Source organism: Psychrobacter urativorans, assembly GCF_001298525.1.
Lineage (GTDB): Bacteria > Pseudomonadota > Gammaproteobacteria > Pseudomonadales > Moraxellaceae > Psychrobacter > Psychrobacter urativorans_A.
Genome location: NZ_CP012678.1, coordinates 732490 through 750903 on the forward strand (window position 1 = coordinate 732490; position 18414 = coordinate 750903).

At 35.0% G+C, this 18414-nt stretch carries 14 protein-coding genes; all 14 read right to left on the bottom strand.

Annotated elements, in window-relative coordinates; translation table 11 throughout:
• Window positions 1-42: 42 nt before the first annotated feature.
• A complete protein-coding gene (locus AOC03_RS03085; RefSeq protein WP_062533549.1) occupies window positions 43-1254 on the bottom strand; it encodes a DegT/DnrJ/EryC1/StrS family aminotransferase in 1212 nt (403 codons plus the stop codon).
• Window positions 1255-1355: 101 nt separating this feature from the next.
• On the bottom strand, window positions 1356-2012 hold the full coding sequence (locus AOC03_RS03090) for a NeuD/PglB/VioB family sugar acetyltransferase (protein ID WP_062533550.1): 657 nt from the start codon (window positions 2010-2012) through the stop codon (window positions 1356-1358).
• Entirely contained in the window at window positions 2005-2637 is a 633-nt protein-coding gene (locus tag AOC03_RS03095) for a sugar transferase (RefSeq protein ID WP_062533551.1), read from the bottom strand. The genes AOC03_RS03090 and AOC03_RS03095 overlap by 8 nt, the downstream gene beginning before the upstream one ends.
• Entirely contained in the window at window positions 2634-3776 is a 1143-nt protein-coding gene (locus AOC03_RS03100) for a glycosyltransferase family 4 protein (protein WP_062533552.1), read from the bottom strand. The genes AOC03_RS03095 and AOC03_RS03100 overlap by 4 nt, the downstream gene beginning before the upstream one ends.
• Complete coding sequence (locus AOC03_RS03105; RefSeq protein WP_227514278.1) at window positions 3773-4900, bottom strand: hypothetical protein; 1128 nt, start codon at window positions 4898-4900, stop codon at window positions 3773-3775. Before AOC03_RS03105 ends, AOC03_RS03100 begins: the two co-directional genes overlap by 4 nt.
• A gap of 2 nt (window positions 4901-4902) precedes the next feature.
• Window positions 4903-6255 (bottom strand): phenylacetate--CoA ligase family protein, encoded by a 1353-nt coding sequence (locus AOC03_RS03110; protein ID WP_062533554.1) that lies wholly within the window; start codon window positions 6253-6255, stop codon window positions 4903-4905.
• Window positions 6256-6414: 159 nt separating this feature from the next.
• A complete protein-coding gene (locus tag AOC03_RS03115; protein ID WP_062533555.1) occupies window positions 6415-7500 on the bottom strand; it encodes a glycosyltransferase in 1086 nt (361 codons plus the stop codon).
• A 427-nt stretch (window positions 7501-7927) separates the two neighbouring features.
• The gene (locus AOC03_RS03120) at window positions 7928-8782 is read right to left on the bottom strand and encodes a hypothetical protein (RefSeq protein WP_062533556.1); all 855 of its coding nucleotides are present in this window, start codon (window positions 8780-8782) and stop codon (window positions 7928-7930) included.
• Between the two features lie 52 nt (window positions 8783-8834).
• The gene (locus AOC03_RS03125; protein WP_062533557.1) at window positions 8835-10094 is read right to left on the bottom strand and encodes a hypothetical protein; all 1260 of its coding nucleotides are present in this window, start codon (window positions 10092-10094) and stop codon (window positions 8835-8837) included.
• A 25-nt stretch (window positions 10095-10119) separates the two neighbouring features.
• Window positions 10120-11496 carry a flippase gene (locus AOC03_RS03130; RefSeq protein ID WP_062533558.1) on the bottom strand — a complete coding sequence of 459 codons (1377 nt, stop codon included), beginning with the start codon at window positions 11494-11496 and terminating at the stop codon, window positions 10120-10122.
• 267 nt (window positions 11497-11763) lie between these two features.
• On the bottom strand, window positions 11764-12801 hold the full coding sequence (locus tag AOC03_RS03135) for an NAD-dependent epimerase/dehydratase family protein (RefSeq protein ID WP_062533559.1): 1038 nt from the start codon (window positions 12799-12801) through the stop codon (window positions 11764-11766).
• Window positions 12802-12834: 33 nt separating this feature from the next.
• A complete protein-coding gene (gene tviB / locus AOC03_RS03140) occupies window positions 12835-14112 on the bottom strand; it encodes a Vi polysaccharide biosynthesis UDP-N-acetylglucosamine C-6 dehydrogenase TviB (protein ID WP_062533560.1) in 1278 nt (425 codons plus the stop codon).
• A gap of 65 nt (window positions 14113-14177) precedes the next feature.
• On the bottom strand, window positions 14178-16022 hold the full coding sequence (locus AOC03_RS03145; protein WP_227514279.1) for a polysaccharide biosynthesis protein: 1845 nt from the start codon (window positions 16020-16022) through the stop codon (window positions 14178-14180).
• Window positions 16023-16175: 153 nt separating this feature from the next.
• Complete coding sequence (locus tag AOC03_RS03150; protein WP_062533561.1) at window positions 16176-18401, bottom strand: polysaccharide biosynthesis tyrosine autokinase; 2226 nt, start codon at window positions 18399-18401, stop codon at window positions 16176-16178.
• Window positions 18402-18414 lie beyond the last annotated feature (13 nt).

Genomic DNA, 18414 nt, shown 5'->3' on the forward strand with positions numbered 1-18414 from the left:
ATTGTGTTTTAGTACCAAATAGTAATGAGGACTGAATATAATCTAACCTTTAATGCAACTATCTATCTTAGTAAATACTATATCTATCGCTTTGATCGTTTCCTTGATTTCTGTTTCAGTAAGCGTTGGATGGACCAAGAACATCAAACTGGTCTCTCCAAGCTGCTTTGCTATCGGTAATCTAGGTTCTGGGCGCAGACCAGTATTATCAAAAGCTTTTTCTAGATATACTTCAGAAGCAGAACCAGAAAAACAAGGGACATCTAGTTGGTTAATTTCATCAATAATACGATCACGTGACCAATCCGCAGGCAGATTTTCCGGCTTCACATAGACATATAGTTTGTAATAAGCATGCTGACAATCGGAAAATTGTGCCGATTTTTCTAGTTGTGGTACAGATAAATAGCCTTTATTCGCCCATTGCGTACAAGCATCTAAGATTGCATATGCGTTAGCAGTTCGCTGTGCGTTCCAATCACTCATTCGCTTTAGCTGTATCCGACCGATAACACCTTGCATCTCCAGCATTCGCCAATTAGTTCCAAAACTCTCATGTAACCAGCGATAACCCGGTGGATGTTGTTTTTCATAAACCGCAGCGTAGCTTTTGCCGTGATCTTTAAATGCCCACATTTTACGCCATAATTGTTCATCATTGGTGGTGACCATACCGCCCTCACCACCAGTAGTCATTATCTTATCTTGGCAAAAGCTCCAAGCACCGACATGTCCGATACTGCCAACACTACGTCCTTTATACTTAGCACCATGTGCTTGGGCACAGTCTTCAATCACGTATAAATCATGCTCATCTGCCAGCGTCATCATCGCATCCATATCACACGGCCAACCGGCTAAATGCACACAGATAATCGCTTTCGTCTTGTCAGTTAATACTGCTTTAATCGTGTCAACAGTAATATTACCAGTCGCTTCATCAATATCTGCAAAGATAGGCGTAGCACCAGCATTGACCACACAAGAAATACTAGCAATAAAGGTACGTGGTGTCACAATAACCTCGTCACCAACGCCAATATCAAGTGCTTGTAGCGCCACATCGAGTGCTAACGTACCATTACCTAGCGCTATAGCATATTTACTATCCGCCCACTCAGCAAACTCTTTCTCAAATTGTCGGCATTCTTGCCCAGTCCAATAATTTACTTTATTAGATAATAATACTTGGCTGACGGCATCCGCCTCTTCTTGTGTAAAACTTGGCCATGGAGAAAACTTGGTATTTAACATAGATGCCTCAATAGTTATTGCTAATGCTTATTAATTTAAAAGAGAAAAAAATACAGCATTGAAAAACTTGGATTTATTAGAAATGAAACGAGTAGCGTCACTCATGATTTAATTAGTAAACGTGCCGGATTACCTACCACTACTGCTCCAGCGGGCACATCTCTAGTGACAATCGCACCCATTCCAACAATTGCACCCTTGCCAATAATTAAGGGTTTATCAGGTGTACCTTGCTTAATAACCGCCCCTGCACCAATATACGCATGGTCATGAATATGAATATTGCCATTGCAACTGACTCTTGGTGCAAAGGTAACATAATCACCAATGACACAATCATGCTCCACGTAGCTATACAAGTTAGCCTGAAAACATCTACCAATAGTCACATTTGCACCAATAGTGACAAACGGACTCAGTGCTGCGCCTTTAGAGATGGTGACCTCATCCATAATAAACGTAGAAGTAGCTTGAACTTGCCATAACGAAATACTATCTTTCTCTAACTTATTAGCAATCTGTTCGCGAATGGTACTATTAGCAATGGCTATTAAAACTGATTTATAAGCATAGTTTAGCGCTTTAAAAGCCTCATAATTCATAGCCACACAGCCGTTTACAAGCGTGTTATCCTGTAATGCATCATCAATAAATACAACTCGGCTCTTATTATTTAGAATTGCTAACTGCTCTCGTGCTACTGGCATTAAACTACGACCACAGCCTGAAGCACCATAAATTGCAAACACTTCATTCATAAATATTCTCTAATTTACTACTATTTTCGATACTCTGTGACCCTCTAAATTTACTCATAGTCGCTTCGCCATCAGCGCTGATACCATCTTTAATAAGAACTTTCTGCACTGTTTTGAACAATATCTTGATATCTAACCAAATTGACTGATTATCCACATACCAAGTATCAAGCTTAAATTTTTCTTCCCAACTGATAGAGTTACGTCCATTTATTTGAGCATAACCCGTAATACCAGGACGAAGCAGATGGCGACGATTTTGCTCATCATTGTATAATGGCAGATATTCCATCAACAAGGGACGCGGCCCTACAAGGCTCATATCGCCTTTTATCACATTCCATAGTTCAGGCAGCTCATCAAGGCTAGTGTTACGTAAGGTCTGACCAAATGCTGTAAGACGCTCACTATCAGGCAAAGGATTACCATCCATATCGATAGCATCTTTCATAGAGCGAAACTTAATCATCTCAAATGGTAAGCCTTTCTGACCAGGACGCGTCTGCCGAAACAATACCGGAGAGCCAAGATTTTTTTTGACTTTATAAGCCGTAAATATATATACCGGCGATAAAACCACAAGAGCCGTCGTTGCAGCGGTAATATCAAAGAGTCGTTTTATCATGAAATTCCCATTGATTTTAACATGGTCTGATTAACTGTATTCACATCGAATTTTTTTTCTACTAATGCACGAGATGCTTTGCCCATACTAATAGTTAGCTCCGGATTAAGTATGAACTTTTCCATTGCTAAGGCAAGCTCATCTATGGCCTTAACAGGCACAAGATAACCATTATAGCCATCAATAACAGTTTCACGGCATCCCGGCGCGTCAGTAGTGATGATAGGCCGACCCATTGCCATCGCTTCTAATACTGTACGCGGTGTACCTTCGCGATATGATGGCAAAACATATACAGAGCAAGCTGCAATAGCAGGCTTTACATCACTAAGTTTACCCCAAAAGCTAAATAGCCCTTCGTTAATCCAATCGTCCAGCTCATGTTGCTGTATGGTGTTAGGATTGTCATCAATCCAACCAACTAAGTCAAATTGAACTTGCGGATATTTTGCTTTAATAATTTTAGCCGACTGAGCATACTCGCGAATGCCTTTGTCACCTAGTAAGCGTGCTATTAATAAAAATCGAGTACTTAGTATATTGTCTATTTCAGGAAATGGTACTACTATATATTCGGATACATCTACACCAGAACCATTAACTACTTTGCTTGGAATAACAGACTTTAGAATACCTATATTTCTAAACAGCGCTTCATCATCTGGATTCTGAAAAAACACTTTTTCGACTGATGATAAAGCTATTGAATAAAGCTGATGCATTAATATCTGTAGATTAGACTTTTTATAATCTTCTGCATCAACCCCTTGAAAAGCGTATCCCAGCCCTGTAATCAAGGCAAACCGGTGGGGTACACGAGCAAGCTTAGCTGCTAATGAACCATAAATTACTGGCTTAATAGTATAGCCCATCACATAGTGTGGCTTAATCCTTTCCATTAAACGGTATAACGTAATTAAAGTTTTGCCATCTTTTATAGGATTAGTTCCTGTACGCTGCATAGGAATATCATGCAAAAAACAACCTAAATCCTCTAAAGCTTTAAGCTCTACAGGATTTTTTTTTAAATCAGGAGCAGCGATATGAATTTGAAAGCCAGCCTGTTGCAATGCTTCAATTAATGCACCACGAAACTTTAAGATAGAGGTTGGATAACTAGCAATAAGTAGAAATTTCATTTATATATCCTAGTATTATTTATCTTATATTTGTAGAATGCATAAATTAATAGATAGATTAAAACAGGCATAAACATCCACTTCTGACGTGTTGCGATACCTAAGTTTGCCGTAGTTAGCGCAAGTATCGTACAGGTTAGAAATACATATGTAAATAGCCATAAATTCTCGTTGTATATAAAAGATCTAAAATTAAATTTGGATTTATAAACGATATAAATAAATAAGAACAGAATTATTGTATTTTCTATACTAGAAAATAAGGCTACTGCACTGTGAGCTTCAAAAGGTAGGGGACGGAATACATAAGTAAACATCTGCATAGGATAGCTCATTGATGCTATATCTACAGAAGAACCCCCGCCCTGATTTACATTTTGACGCCCGTCAACATAATCACCAACATCACCTAAAGAAGCATCTTCCAAACCAACATATTGCTGTACAAAGCTTAGTGATACAACTAATCCTATAGCAATAACAGGTAAAGTTAGGAGCTTAAACACTAAATTTATTTTTGCTTTAATAATAAAATATACTATATAAGATATCAGCATCATAAATGCGATATGAGGTCGTACCATAAACATAAAGAAAAAGGAAATAGAAATTAATAAAAAGTTTCTTTTTTTAATAGCTATAGCATACAAGAATAAACATGTAGAGAAAAATGAAATGGCATCTTTTCCCAAACCCGCACTCCAAAAACTCATAGACGGAATAAAGAAAATCATTACCCAATATCTACTCATTTCCTTTAAATAACCTTTAATAGTTAAGTAAAAAATTGCCAATCCTAAAAGTCCAAATATATTAAAAATTAATGTTACATTTAAATAGGATGCCTCTATTGTTTTTGTAAACATAGAAGATATATTAACAATAAAAGGTGTACCAGGATAAAAAACAAAATCTGAGTAAAATGACCGTCTATAATAACCTATAGCATCTGCCGGATTACTTAGAGTAAAACTATAATACACAAAGGAAAAAAAACTATGCCATAAAAAAAGCAAAGTTATTACTTTTATATCTCTTTTTTGTCTACAGCAAAAACTAAAAACTAAAAAATAAGTAAATATTAATATAATAAAAGTTAGCATGTTTTGATAAGAATCATACATTATTATTTACCTATCATATTTTTGACAAGTCTAAACTTGCCGCTTTTCTCTTTCGGTATTTCATCTACAATTTTTAAATTAATCTTTAACTCTGGGCCAAAACGTTCTGCTAGTGCTAATTTAAAATTTTTCTGTTCTTTATCGGTGAAGTCGTTACTTGCAACAACTAGCACTTCTACGCAATCAGACTTGTGTTGAATTGCTTGGAACTGGATAACTCCTGCAACATTCTTAGTGCTGTTACTGATGTTACCTAAGTTAACTTTTCCATGTGTTGGGGAAAGAATATAATCGGTCGCTCTACCTTCAATTCTTTCAACTAATGGAAAATGAGACCCACAAACACACTGTTTGTCTTCTGGCGCAAGCTTTATACGATCACCAATCCTATAACGTATGAGAGGAGTACCTTTTGTAGTAAATGAAGTCACAAGAATTTCGCCTTCTTGTGCTGGTTTCATATCTTCATCAACCACTTCAAATATACCTGTTAATGGATGAATATGCATTCCTCCTTGCTCACATTCAAGAATAAAGGGCGCACCTTCTGACGAAGCATACTGGTCAGCAATTTTACAGCCTAAAACAGAACTAATAACTTCACGATGAATGGGTAGTAATGTTTCAGCAGTAGGGAAAAAAGCTTCAACTGTATTCTCCAGCTTTAATCCACGAACTGCAGCCATAGAGCATAACTCATATACACTAGATGGGAAACCAACAATATATGCTGGAGCAAAATTACGAAAAGCGAGCCAGTAAATATGAAAATTACTGTCAGTTATATGAAATGTAGAAAAAAAACGAATCTTATTAACATAGTCATCTCTATAACAAATCCCCTTCTTAATATTTTTTTCACTAACTATATTTTTACCACTGAACCATACACATTTCTTACCAAGCGTATACCCATACTGAGCTCTGAAACTATCTAAAAATGCATGACGCTCTTGCATATTTTCTTTAGTATACAAAACTTTCATTGATGCACCCGTAGTACCACCTGTTAGACTCACGATCGCATTTTTTTCGCTTAATGTAGCTATATCCTTCATGTTATTAATAATATCTTCTTTATTAAGTATACCAAAATCATTTAGAGACTCGTATTTTCTATAATGACTATACCAATTAGATTTATTCACACTAAAATTTAAAAAATTGGCTAAACGTTCTTTTTGCTCAACCTCTACATCATGTTTAGAAGCAATTGAAAACTTAGTATAATAATCTTTATATTTCTGATAATCTCCAGCATGCCGGATTTTATATTGATACGAATTGAAAACCGTGATAGCACAATTCGTCAAAAAGTTCGGACTATAATGTATAAATATTTCTTTTAATAGCATTGTAATATCTACCTCATTAATATAAAACTATATTTAGTTTAAAACTTATGGTTATTTTTGAAGTATACGAAACTATATACTAAATACTAACATCTTAAAAATCAAATATAGTATTATGAAATACATTATCTTCTACACTCTTGAAGTGTATCTAACTGTCTATTTAAGAATCGAATTATATAATTCGATATGTAACTGTGCGGCTTTGTTTATTGAATATTTGTGGGCGTTGTTAATAGCATTAGTTGAAAACCTCTCTATCAGAGTATTATCTAAAACAAATTTAGCAATTTCATTTGCAATCTCTTGGGGATTATGGTGAGGCACAGTAACGCCATTTTTACTACTCTCAATTATTTCGGCGCAACCACCAACATCAGTAACTATACAAGGTAATCCAGATATAGATGCTTCAAGAAGTGCAATGGGCAGACCTTCCGATGAGGAGCTGAGAAGAAACATATCAGCTTCATAAAGAAATTTTGGAATATTTGTTTTCAATCCAACGAAATCAACTATATGATTTAGATTATTTTCCTTAATATAATCTAATAACTCACCTTTATACTTAGCATCACCTTCACCAGCAATTAATACTTTTATTTTTTCCTGAACATCTATATCTAATAACGTTAAGGCCTGCAACATCGTTATATAATCTTTCGGAATAGTTAACTGTCCAACCATAGCTATTTTAACAGTATCCTCTAACTTTCTCGTTCGAACATATCCTACAAACTTTTCCTCAGAAACTGCATTTAGTATCGTATTAACTTTTCGACCAGTGTATAAACTTAAAGCTTCCGCACAGTTTTTTGATATACCTACATATTCATCTACTAGACTATTAAAAATAGTATAAGTTAACTTATCCCAACGAGGTTTAATAGTATGATGTGTATAGACTACAGGAACTCTTGATAAAGCGGAAAACACTATGCCATAAGCAAGATGGCTATGGCAAATGTCTATATTGTTTTTTATAATATATTTTCTTAGTCTTGCTACACCTAGCCAAGGTTTTTTTCTAGTCTCATTACCGATTATGTAGGTCATGATACCAGACGACTTCAAGTCACTTATAAATTTTTCTGCATACTTCACATCTCTACCAGCGTCAGCTGCTGTACTTAGAAATACTATATGTACATTATGACCTTCTGCAGCCAAAATTTTTGCCATGTCTTTAACATAAACTTCAGCACCACCTGATGCGGGTGCAGATATTATATGCATAATATTCATATAAAAGTTCCAGAATTTAAATACTAGGTATAATATGATTAATGAAATTAGAACGTCTTGTTCAATTATTTTAAACATTACGAAAATATTCAAGGCTAAGTTTACAAATTTTTATAAATTAAAAATAAGCATATAAATAATAAAGAAATTTTATTTTTAATGATTAGGATGCTTTTCAATATATTTTAAGCAAAAAATCATCAATTTTCTTAATCAATATTTTATTTCTGTTTGTCTTACGTTTTATTACTTGTTTCCAGCTTAATATGATTCTGAGCCGATAAAAAACAGTAAATTAATTTATAGTCATTTCGTTATCAAAAATAGACAGCAATTATTTATGAAAACCTACTCAATGGATCATAGATTAAAATAAATAATTAGTTATTGTCTTGTTTTTATTTAAGTCCCGCTGCATATTCATATATTACTCTCTACCCGTGAATATTCTGTCAAAAACTTTCAATGCTTCTGATTTAGTAAAATACCCTTTTATCACTCCAGGCCAAAATGTAACTTCAGAACGTCGTACAATTAGACCTTTCTGGATTTGTAGAATAATATGTTCATGATCTAAATTAGATAATGCCGCAACTCTATGTTGACCATAATTTATAAAATAACTATAGGTACCATTACTTTCTAAAACTATTGCTGCAATATTATTCTTACCTTTTATATCCACATTAAAGCCATTGTCTTTAATAGAATTATAGACATTGATTAACCTATTATATTCTAGCTCTCCTTTTTCTAAGCTAACTGGACCATAAAAAGAGTCTCCTCCATCTATTCTTATTTTCGATTTATGCTCTATATTATCAATTTCAATCTCTAGAGTTCTTTGTCTAATTCTATCTAGAGGTTCCAGATTAGACCAAGGATAAGCCATACCAGATGCAGGCAAACTATTAAGTATATTATTTTCTGTTTTTTCTAAAAATAAGTATTCTGAAACTGATTTAGGCTGAAAACTGGAGTAAAAGTGAGATAAAGTTGACTCACTGTAGTCTTTAATCCCATCATTAGCATACTTTCTAATTGTGGTAATAAAGGGTGCATTACTCTCTTTACCAGCCTTAAATCCGTGAGCAGCCATAAAGCGAATATCTGCTATCGGCACCTTTACCAACACCATTGGCTTGTTAGTTTTGTATAACAGCTCTATTGGCGAATGCCATTCTTCATTAATATAGTTCTCTGATAATCTAATAAGATCAAAACCAAACTTATTTGTTGCCAAAAGTATTTCTCTTTTAATTTTAAAAATAACTTTCTTCATATTATTACTCAATTAAAAATTTTAAATACTTACAAGACAGAGAAAATGTTTGCTAACTAATTAATCTATGAGCTTTAATTTTTATATTACTAGGAATAATATCAATAAATACTCGTGGAACTGCCAACCGTATTAAACTTTTTAATTTTTTAGATTTTTTACCTCCAAGTTCTTTTGGTAGGTACTTCAGAGCTGAATAATTGACATAGACCTCTGGGTCTTTAGGATTAGTATATAAGTAATTCTTAAAAACAAAAAAACCTTCAATAATAGAAGCAATATAACGCTTGTCGTTCAATTTACTGACATCAAAAAAATCAAGCTGTAACTCGTTTGATATACTTGCAAAGCGCTGCACATAAATAGGCTTTATTTCTGGTTTCTGTAATACTGCGTGGTAAAGCAAAGAGAAAAAATAGTCATCTAACCTTGGCTTATATACATTGTTAATAGTTTTAATACGTTGCTCAAGCATATCTCTTTCCCAGCTCGAGTGATAATAATCATCTCCAATAAATCTTATATCAAATGGAACTTCTTTATTTTCTATTTTAACAATTAATTTGGCACCCCCATTCGTCAAAGATAACACCTTTGAATTAGAGGCAGATATAAAATCCATCACATTTTCACACAAAACATCAACATCTTTATCATTATTAAAGAAATCAAACGGCAAAAATTCAAAATTCCTTAAAACAAGATATTTGGAAGCGTATTTTAAAGTAGTAAATAACTCTGGGAATCCGCTCCAACCATCCGCACCCTTCAAATCTTGATGGAAGACTAAAACGTCATGTCGACAGTCTAATATCTCTTTTAACAACTCCTCTCCAAACAATAAAATTGCCTGCTCGTAAAATTCTTCTGGAGATGCAGTAGAATGAACATAATATCCGCCACAGATTTCTCTGACTTCACGTTTTATCTTTACTGTTTTGCTATTAACTAATTCTATAGCTCCAGAAACGGTTTTTCGATAATGATATTCAGGAGCATTATCTTTGACAACTAAACATAAAAACTCCCCTTCGCCCATTGTCTCTGCTTTATCGCTAATCTGGGGATTATCAATAGCTTTATAAAATCGATTGAAATTTTGAACAGCATTTTTTTTAGACCATTGCATACTTATACTTGATACAATATTAAAATTTAGTTTAATAGCTTGTATTATCTCATCTTCACATGAGCGACCATTTTGCCAAATAATAAATAGCTGATAATCATCATCTAAATCATGTGTGAAATATTTTTTCGATTCAGAATAAGTGTAGTTAACCAAACCTTTATAGTAATCTTCTACATTCATCTTAATTTCTCCTTCATTGATATTATTACGCATTAATTTTTTGAAGATTATTCATTTTATTTTCGTTATGAAAGACTCCAAATACTGATGTGTCTATACCAAGTCGATGATAGACCATAACCCATAACATTATATTTCTTATAAGGATAGAGATACCAGTTGCCCAAGCTGCGCCTACAGCACCATAAGACGGAATAAAAATAAAATTTAATACTATATTACAAAACGTGGCAACCAACATTCCTTTAAGTGTATCCTGCTCATGACCCGTCATATTCAAAATCCGACCCGATGTCCCAAACATTGCATTAAGTAGCTGTATAATAGTAAGGACCATTAAAACCGAATAACCATTAGCAAATTCATTACCGAACGCTATAGTTAAAATACTATCACCATAAAACATAAATAATAGCGAAAAAGGGATAGCTAAAAGCATACTCGCTCTAGCAGTCATCACTGCGACTTTGCTAAGCTTTAATATATCGCTCTGAGCATAAAAGCGAGCAAAGTAGGGCATTGCAGCCATTGCTACAACTGTAAGACCAACTGTAGTTATCGATGCACCTTGCGAAGCAATCCGATACAAACCCACATCTGTTGCAGACCCAAATATACCTAGCATAACTATATCAGTCTGAGTGTTTATTACGCCTACACCCTCAAGTAAAGTAAATGGAATAACACTCTTCAACCATAGCTTTGTTTTATATTGTGGCTTTGGCTTTTTTAATACTTCAATCGGAGTTTCGCGATGTAACAGCCATGCTCCAAATATAAAAGATATTATGATTGATAAAACACTTAGCATGACAGCAGTTTCACTGGTCATATCATTAGAAATGAAGAACCAATAAAATAAAATTAATGCAATTAATATTAATGGACGAATAATCCCTTCTGGAATTTGACTTTGAACTATTTTTCGCAACCCTTGTAGAGAGGCACTTCTTAAACCACTTAACGCTAAAAATGGAATCGCTGCTATGGCATATATAAAAGCATTATCATCTGATACTTTATGATTACTACCTGCAAAAAAAGTGAAGTATATAATACAACATATGATTAAAGCGACGCTAATAATACTAGCCGTAATATTAGCCCATCGCCAAATACCTCTTAATAAACTCCAATTACCTTCCGTCTCAGCTCTGACAGTTTCACGGACAATAAGTGTTGTCATTCCAAATTGAGCGGGAACCGAAAATAGTGCTACAAGAGCAAATACATAGACATATATACCAAATGACTCCGCCCCTAAAGCTCTAGTTAGAACAATGGACGTACCTAACGATAAGCCAATATTTAAAATTTTTAAAACTAAAGCACCTATTCCTCCTCGGAGTAATTGAGCGCGATTTCCAGAACCACCTAAAGTGGATTTAATTTTTGAAATCATTATTATGTATTCTAAGTTGGGAGTTAGGTATTAAATAGAAAAACTATCGTATTAACTTTGATTATATTTTTTTAACTCTACCGACAAAATTTCTACACTTAAATCAATAGTAGCTGAAGAACCAATTCAGGTTACAATCAGCATTTGTTATTAGGAATATAGTGATAGAGATATTAACCAAAGAAAAGAACCATGTTTTTTGTATATCTATTTATCAGTTACTCAATTACCTAATTGTAATATTTTCAGTCATAAGCACCAGTCATTTTACTTTAAAAAATTTATATACCAAGGCATTGCTATTGCAATACCTTCTTTAATTACAAATTCAGGATTATAGCCAAGTAAGGTTTTCGCCTTTGTCACGTCTGCTTGTGAATGACGAACATCTCCTACTCTAAAATCACGATATATTGGTGCTTTATGATGTTTAATACCATTTTTCTGCAGTGATAACTGAATATCCTCATATAACTGATTCAGCGTCGTGCGACCACCCACTGCTACGTTGTATACCTGATTTTTAGCATCATCTTTTGCTGTTGCAGCCAAAATGTTAGCCTGTACTGCATTATCAATAAAATTAAAATCACGGCTAGTTTCACCATCACCATTGATAAATACATCATCGCCATTAATCATTGCTGCAGTCCACTTAGGGATAACTGCAGCATAAGCACCATCAGGCGTCTGTCGTTTACCAAAAATATTAAAGTAGCGTAAACCAATACTATTAAAGCCGTAAGTGCGAGCAAATACATTGGCATATAACTCATTGACGTACTTAGTTACTGCATATGGCGATAGCGGATTACCTATGGTATCTTCGACTTTAGGTAGTGCCGGATGATCACCGTAAGTTGAACTACTCGCTGCATAGGTAAAACTTGAAACTTTAGCATCACGGGCTGCAACTAACATATTTAAATAGCCACTGATATTCGTTTCATTAGTGTTAATAGGATCTGCAATAGAACGTGGTACCGATCCTAATGCAGCTTGATGCAGCACATAATCCACCTCTTGACAAGCTGCCTTGCAGTCTTCGAGATTGCGAATATCGCCTTTAATAAAGCTAAAACCTGACCATTGTTTAGGAGTCACCAGACTTCGCACTTCATCTAAATTATGCTGAAAGCCAGTAGCAAAATTATCTAAACCAACTACTTTTTGATTAAGTAATAATAAAGTTTCGAGTAAGTTAGAACCTATAAAACCAGCTACACCAGTAATTAGCCATGTTTTTGGTTCATTTTCCAGCGTTAGCCTTATTCTCTCATAGGTATTTTGTGTTTGGAGCGACATTATAGTCATTTTTCTTATTCTCTAAAAAGGCTATTAAAGGCGAATATCAGTATCATTTCTTGCAAAGAGATACTTTAGATCGTAGAGGACATGATTATCTTTACCTAGAGCTCTAATATTATCTACTCCCATTTTGCTAAATTCTTGATGCGCGACTGCTAAGATAATACTGTCATATTGATTAGTTAATGGCTCGCTAATAGGAGTGACATTATATTCACGCTGTGCTTCAGCTTTATTTACCCAAGGATCATAAATATCGACCTCAATATTATACTCTTGTAGCTCATGCGCAATATCGATAATTTTGGTATTGCGCACATCAGGACAATTTTCTTTAAAGCTAAGTCCCAGTATTAATACCCTCGCCCCTTCAACTTGAATACGTTTTTTTATCATTGTTTTAATAAGTTGGGTAGTTACGTATGCACCCATACCATCATTAAGACGTCTGCCAGCAAGAATAATTTCTGGATTATAACCAATAGCTTGTGCTTTGTGAGTCAGGTAATACGGATCAACACCGATACAGTGCCCACCTACTAGACCTGGTCGAAATGGTAAGAAGTTCCACTTCGTTCCAGCCGCTTTTAAAACAGCTTCGGTATCTATATTCATTTTATTAAAGATAACAGCCAACTCGTTGATTAGAGCGATATTGACATCTCTTTGTGTATTTTCTATAACTTTTGCCGCTTCTGCTACCTTAATAGAAGGTGCTTTGTGTGTACCTGCAGTAATGATTAGGTTGTATACCTTATCAACAAAGTCGGCGATTTCAGGAGTAGAGCCTGCAGTTACCTTTAAAATATTAGTAACACGATGTTCCTTATCTCCTGGATTGATACGCTCAGGACTATATCCTGCATAAAAATCTTGATTAAAAACTAATCCAGAAAAATTTTCCAGTACCGGAATACAGACTTCTTCAGTCGCACCTGGATATACTGTAGACTCGTAGACTACAATATCATCTTTTTTAAGCAGACTACCGATAGCAGCGGAAGCTTTTACTAGAGGAGTCAGGTCTGGTTGCTTATATTCATCGATAGGTGTCGGCACTGTTACGATAAAAAAGTTACAGTCTTTCAGCGCCTGAATATCTGAACTATAGCTCAAGTGCAGTGCTTGAGAAAGTTCTTCATTATCCACTTCTAAAGTATGATCTATACCTAATTTTAATTCATTAATGCGGTTAGTATTAATATCAAAACCGATCACTGAATGTTGCTTTCCAAATTCAACTGCCAACGGCAGTCCTACATAGCCTAGGCCTATCACAGCTATTTTAATATTATCGATATCTATCATAAAAACCCTTTGAATAATGTTACCAGTAATGATTGATGATGTGTATGAGCAGTAAAATCATATCGCTATGTAGGCGTAGACCCTTCTTTATAACCAGCAACGAAATGTTTAAACTGCTGTTTTAGCCATATAACATCATGCTGGCGAGCTTTATCAGTCAACTCAGATAGTGTCTGCTCTATATCGCTTAATGGGAAACCATGCTCCATCGCCTGCATTATTAGTGGATGAGTGGTATCCTCAACATTATCTTCACCAATAATTAACTCTTCATAGAGTTTTTCACCAGCCCGAAGGCCAGTAAAGACAATTTCTATATCACCATCAGGATGATTCTCGTCTTTAGTCTCGCAGCCACTTAAGTGAATCATGCGACGGGCCAAATCAACAATTTTGACTGGTTCACCCATATTCAGAACAAATACTTCACCACCAGATGCCATAGCTCCAGCCTGAATCACTAGATTTGCTGCCTCTGGAATAGTCATAAAATAGCGTGTAACATCTGGATGTGTGACTGTTATAGGGCGCCCTTGCTCGATTTGTTTAGTAAATACTGGAACCACAGAGCCAGATGAACCGAGAACATTTCCAAACCGCACCATACTAATGCAAGTTTGACTACTAGTTTGGCTTAGTCCTTGACATACCAGCTCTGCTAAACGCTTAGTTGCGCCCATCACGTTGGTTGGGCGCACTGCCTTATCAGTCGAAATAAGTACAAATGTAGCCACTTTTGCTTGAATAGCAGCACGAGCACAGTGATAAGTACCTTTAGTATTGTTAATAGCACCCTCAAAAGGATTATGTTCGACAAGAGGTACATGCTTGTATGCAGCCGCATGATATACGGTCTGTATATGATAAGTCTTAAATATTCTAACGAGATTATCCTCATTAGTGACATTACCAATAATAGCAACTATATCAATATCTTGATACTGAGGATTATTAGCTTGCTTGCCAACAAGCTCTTGATGAATACTATATAAAGCATATTCAGACAACTCATAGAGCACTAGGCATTTTGGTTTATTTTTGATAATCTGCCGACATAACTCACTACCGATAGAGCCACCTGCACCAGTAACTAGCACATATTTATTGGTGATGTTTTTTTGTAATAATTTTTCATCAGGCTCAACTGTCTGCCTATCTAAAACATCTAATATATCTATATTACGCATATTGCTGACAGTGACTTTTTCATCAGCAATCTCTTGCAGACTAGGTAATTCTTTAATTTTGATAGAAATATTTGCCAGTTTATCGATAATATACCTTTTATGCGTGCGGCTTATAGAAGGCACAGCTAAAAATACTTGGGCAATATCTAGCGTATCCACCATATCAACAAGATCACTAGCAGCGTAAATCCTTTTCCCCAAGATATAAGCACCTGTTAGCTGCGGATTATCATCAACAAAAGCAACTACATTATACTTATGGGAATCTCTAAGCCCATCAAATAATTCTCTACCCGCAAGACCAGCACCATAAATAACCACATTATCATAATCACTAATGTCTTTACTACGCGGTGTTCGTTTACCTTGCCAGCGTGTTAATAGCTCTTTAATCGTTAGGCGACTATTCCATAACCAAATAAAGAATAAGAACAGATAAAAAATAGGAATAGAACGCGGTATGATAGGCATCCAGTCTAAATAAAGAATAGCCTCATAAATAATAATCAGTACAGCAAACAACTGCAACACACTTCGCATTACCGTGTCAAAAAATACTCTAGCGACGTTTTTATAGAAACCTATTAGATACAATCCGATAATAGGCATGACTGCATAAAGACCTAAAGCAACAGGACTAATATGATTGTCTATATAACCAAACCTAAGTGCTAATGCAAAATACAGACACACGCCTGCCATAAAAAAATCAGCAGTAATCAAAATAGTCTGTTTGACACTACGTGGTAGTGCTAATAAATACTGAGCACTACGGTATAGCCAATTATTAGTATCGCTAGCATTACTAACGGATGTCTTATAAGTATGATTAAGCTCTGAACTCATAAACATAGCGCTCAACTGTTTGTGTAATATCTATTTGTTACTACCATATGCATAACTGTAATTATAGCTGTATTTGCTCATCAGACCTTGTTTCACATCATTGAGGATAATACCATCTACTCGTACGTTAGCTTTATTAAGCTGTTTTATCGCATAAACTAGCTGACCCTCTATCGATTTTTCGTATCGAGTCACCATCAGTACTTTATCCGCATATTGTGACAATATTATAGCATCGGACGCTGCTAATATCGGCGGCGAATCAATGACAATATAATCGTAATAAGCGTTTAATTGTGTCATCAAACCTCTAAAGCTATCGCCAGCAAGTAACGATACAGGGTTATGCGGATGTTTGCCTCGAGGCATAAAATCAATATGATCCATAGATGTAGAATGGATAAAATCAGCTAGATTATCATCTACTTGGAGTTCATCATTTTTCTGAGATAAGTAATCTGCTAGACCATTATCTTGATCCATATTAAATATCTTATGTAGCTCACCCAAACGCATATCTGCATCTATAACTAAAACCTTAGTGTTAAGCTGACCAAATACCTCAGCAAGATTTGCCGATATAAACGACTTACCAACGCCTGGACTCTCACCTGAAATTAGTATTACTTTAGCACGTTGGCCTGCTTTACCTTCTTTTGGCATACCGAACATCAGATGTGTTCTTAGGCTTTTTATGGCTTCGTAGCTTAAGCTGTTACTATCAACATAAGCTAATAAGCGATTTGGTGCTTTTTTATTCTTTGATAACCTTGATAGTAATGGTGAGCTTGGAATCGTTGCAATAACTGGTACACCAGTTTTTGTTTCCAAGCGTTCAGAGTCTTTGACCGTACTTTTAAGCAAGTTTTTAAGCAAAACCAAAGTTGCTCCTAGGAATGTCCCTAGTATAGTAGCTAACAGTATAATTAGCTTTTTATTCGGTGCAATAGCTCTATAGGTACTGATAGGCGAATCAATGATACGTGCATAACCAATTTGCCCTGCTTTGACAATTTTTAACTGCTCATAGTTTTTGAGCATGGTCAGATATATTTCTCTATTAATACCTGTGTCTTCTGATAGCTTTAAAAACTCTCTTTGTATATTTGGTAACCTTGTAACTCTATCGTCTATTTCTTGTTTTTTATTATTCAAGACTTTTAATTGTTCATTTATTTGAATAACTAGTGGATGATCTTCTGTATAATAAGTGATTAAATCTGCTTTTTTAAGCTTTAAATCATTAATCTGAGAATCAATTTTAGAGTTTTCGGAGAGTAATAGTCCAGCTTCTTGACCAATGTCGATTGTGCCATATTTCTCACGGAACTCATTAAATACTTTCTCGGAAGCTTCAAGCTTTTGTTTTAACGCTGGAATTTGCGTTTCCATAAAGGTAAGTGTTTTAGTAGTTTCTTCAGATCCGCGCGATTGGTTCTGACCTACATAAGATAAAATAATTTGATTTAATATTAAGCTCACTTGCTGCTGATTTGAACCTGTTAGAGATAGCTGAATAATACCGGTCTTATTACCAAGTTCTTTCACAATTAAAGCACCGTTTATGGCATCGGTTGTGTTCTGTAATGACTGTTTAGTAATAGTAATAGGGTGATTATCATTAGGCAGGTCAGTGACAGTAATTTGGATGATACCATCTGAACCTATAAAGCGATTCAGTTGATTCAGTTGTCCCTTAAAATCATCAAAACCGTTACTAAGTATAAATCCTGTTTTAGATTTCACTAAGGTAAAAGACTGATTTAAATACGCTTGCGACACATTAAATTGTCTTATTTGCACTGGTCCATCTTCGGTATCAAGTATCACGCTTTCAGGACTATTCACTTGCGTATCGGTACGATTATTTTTTATTCTATCTAATTTATTAATGGTAGGATCATTTAATCTTATATCTAAGTGTAGTAAGTCAACTACGGGTTTTAATATCATACGTGATTTTATTAGTTCTGCTTCTGTCTGAGCAGGACTCACATCTGGCGACACTAAATCTGAAATATTTGAGCCTAATGCCGACACTCCTTGAAACTTATTATCAATCTGTATTAGAGCATCTGACTTAAAAACAGGATTCAGATAACGGCTATATAACACACCTATAACCAGCCCTAAAAACGCAAAAAGTAATAGCGTCTTCCAGCCGCGTAATAAACCTAGCAGTAAAGCTAATAAGTCAATCTCATCGTTATCATTTTCGGCAATAGGCTTTGAAAATTTATTTGATTCTGTATTCATAAATAGTCACTAC

Bases quoted from the DNA above. Each gene is read 5' to 3' on its own strand.
- AOC03_RS03085 (WP_062533549.1), bottom strand. From the start codon at position 1,254: ATGTTAAATACCAAGTTTTCTCCATGGCCAAGTTTTACACAAGAAGAG.
- AOC03_RS03090 (WP_062533550.1), bottom strand. From the start codon at position 2,012: ATGAATGAAGTGTTTGCAATTTATGGTGCTTCAGGCTGTGGTCGTAGT.
- AOC03_RS03095 (WP_062533551.1), bottom strand. From the start codon at position 2,637: ATGATAAAACGACTCTTTGATATTACCGCTGCAACGACGGCTCTTGTG.
- AOC03_RS03100 (WP_062533552.1), bottom strand. From the start codon at position 3,776: ATGAAATTTCTACTTATTGCTAGTTATCCAACCTCTATCTTAAAGTTT.
- AOC03_RS03105 (WP_227514278.1), bottom strand. From the start codon at position 4,900: ATGTATGATTCTTATCAAAACATGCTAACTTTTATTATATTAATATTT.
- AOC03_RS03110 (WP_062533554.1), bottom strand. From the start codon at position 6,255: ATGCTATTAAAAGAAATATTTATACATTATAGTCCGAACTTTTTGACG.
- AOC03_RS03115 (WP_062533555.1), bottom strand. From the start codon at position 7,500: ATGAATATTATGCATATAATATCTGCACCCGCATCAGGTGGTGCTGAA.
- AOC03_RS03120 (WP_062533556.1), bottom strand. From the start codon at position 8,782: ATGAAGAAAGTTATTTTTAAAATTAAAAGAGAAATACTTTTGGCAACA.
- AOC03_RS03125 (WP_062533557.1), bottom strand. From the start codon at position 10,094: ATGAATGTAGAAGATTACTATAAAGGTTTGGTTAACTACACTTATTCT.
- AOC03_RS03130 (WP_062533558.1), bottom strand. From the start codon at position 11,496: ATGATTTCAAAAATTAAATCCACTTTAGGTGGTTCTGGAAATCGCGCT.
- AOC03_RS03135 (WP_062533559.1), bottom strand. From the start codon at position 12,801: ATGTCGCTCCAAACACAAAATACCTATGAGAGAATAAGGCTAACGCTG.
- tviB (WP_062533560.1), bottom strand. From the start codon at position 14,112: ATGATAGATATCGATAATATTAAAATAGCTGTGATAGGCCTAGGCTAT.
- AOC03_RS03150 (WP_062533561.1), bottom strand. From the start codon at position 18,401: ATGAATACAGAATCAAATAAATTTTCAAAGCCTATTGCCGAAAATGAT.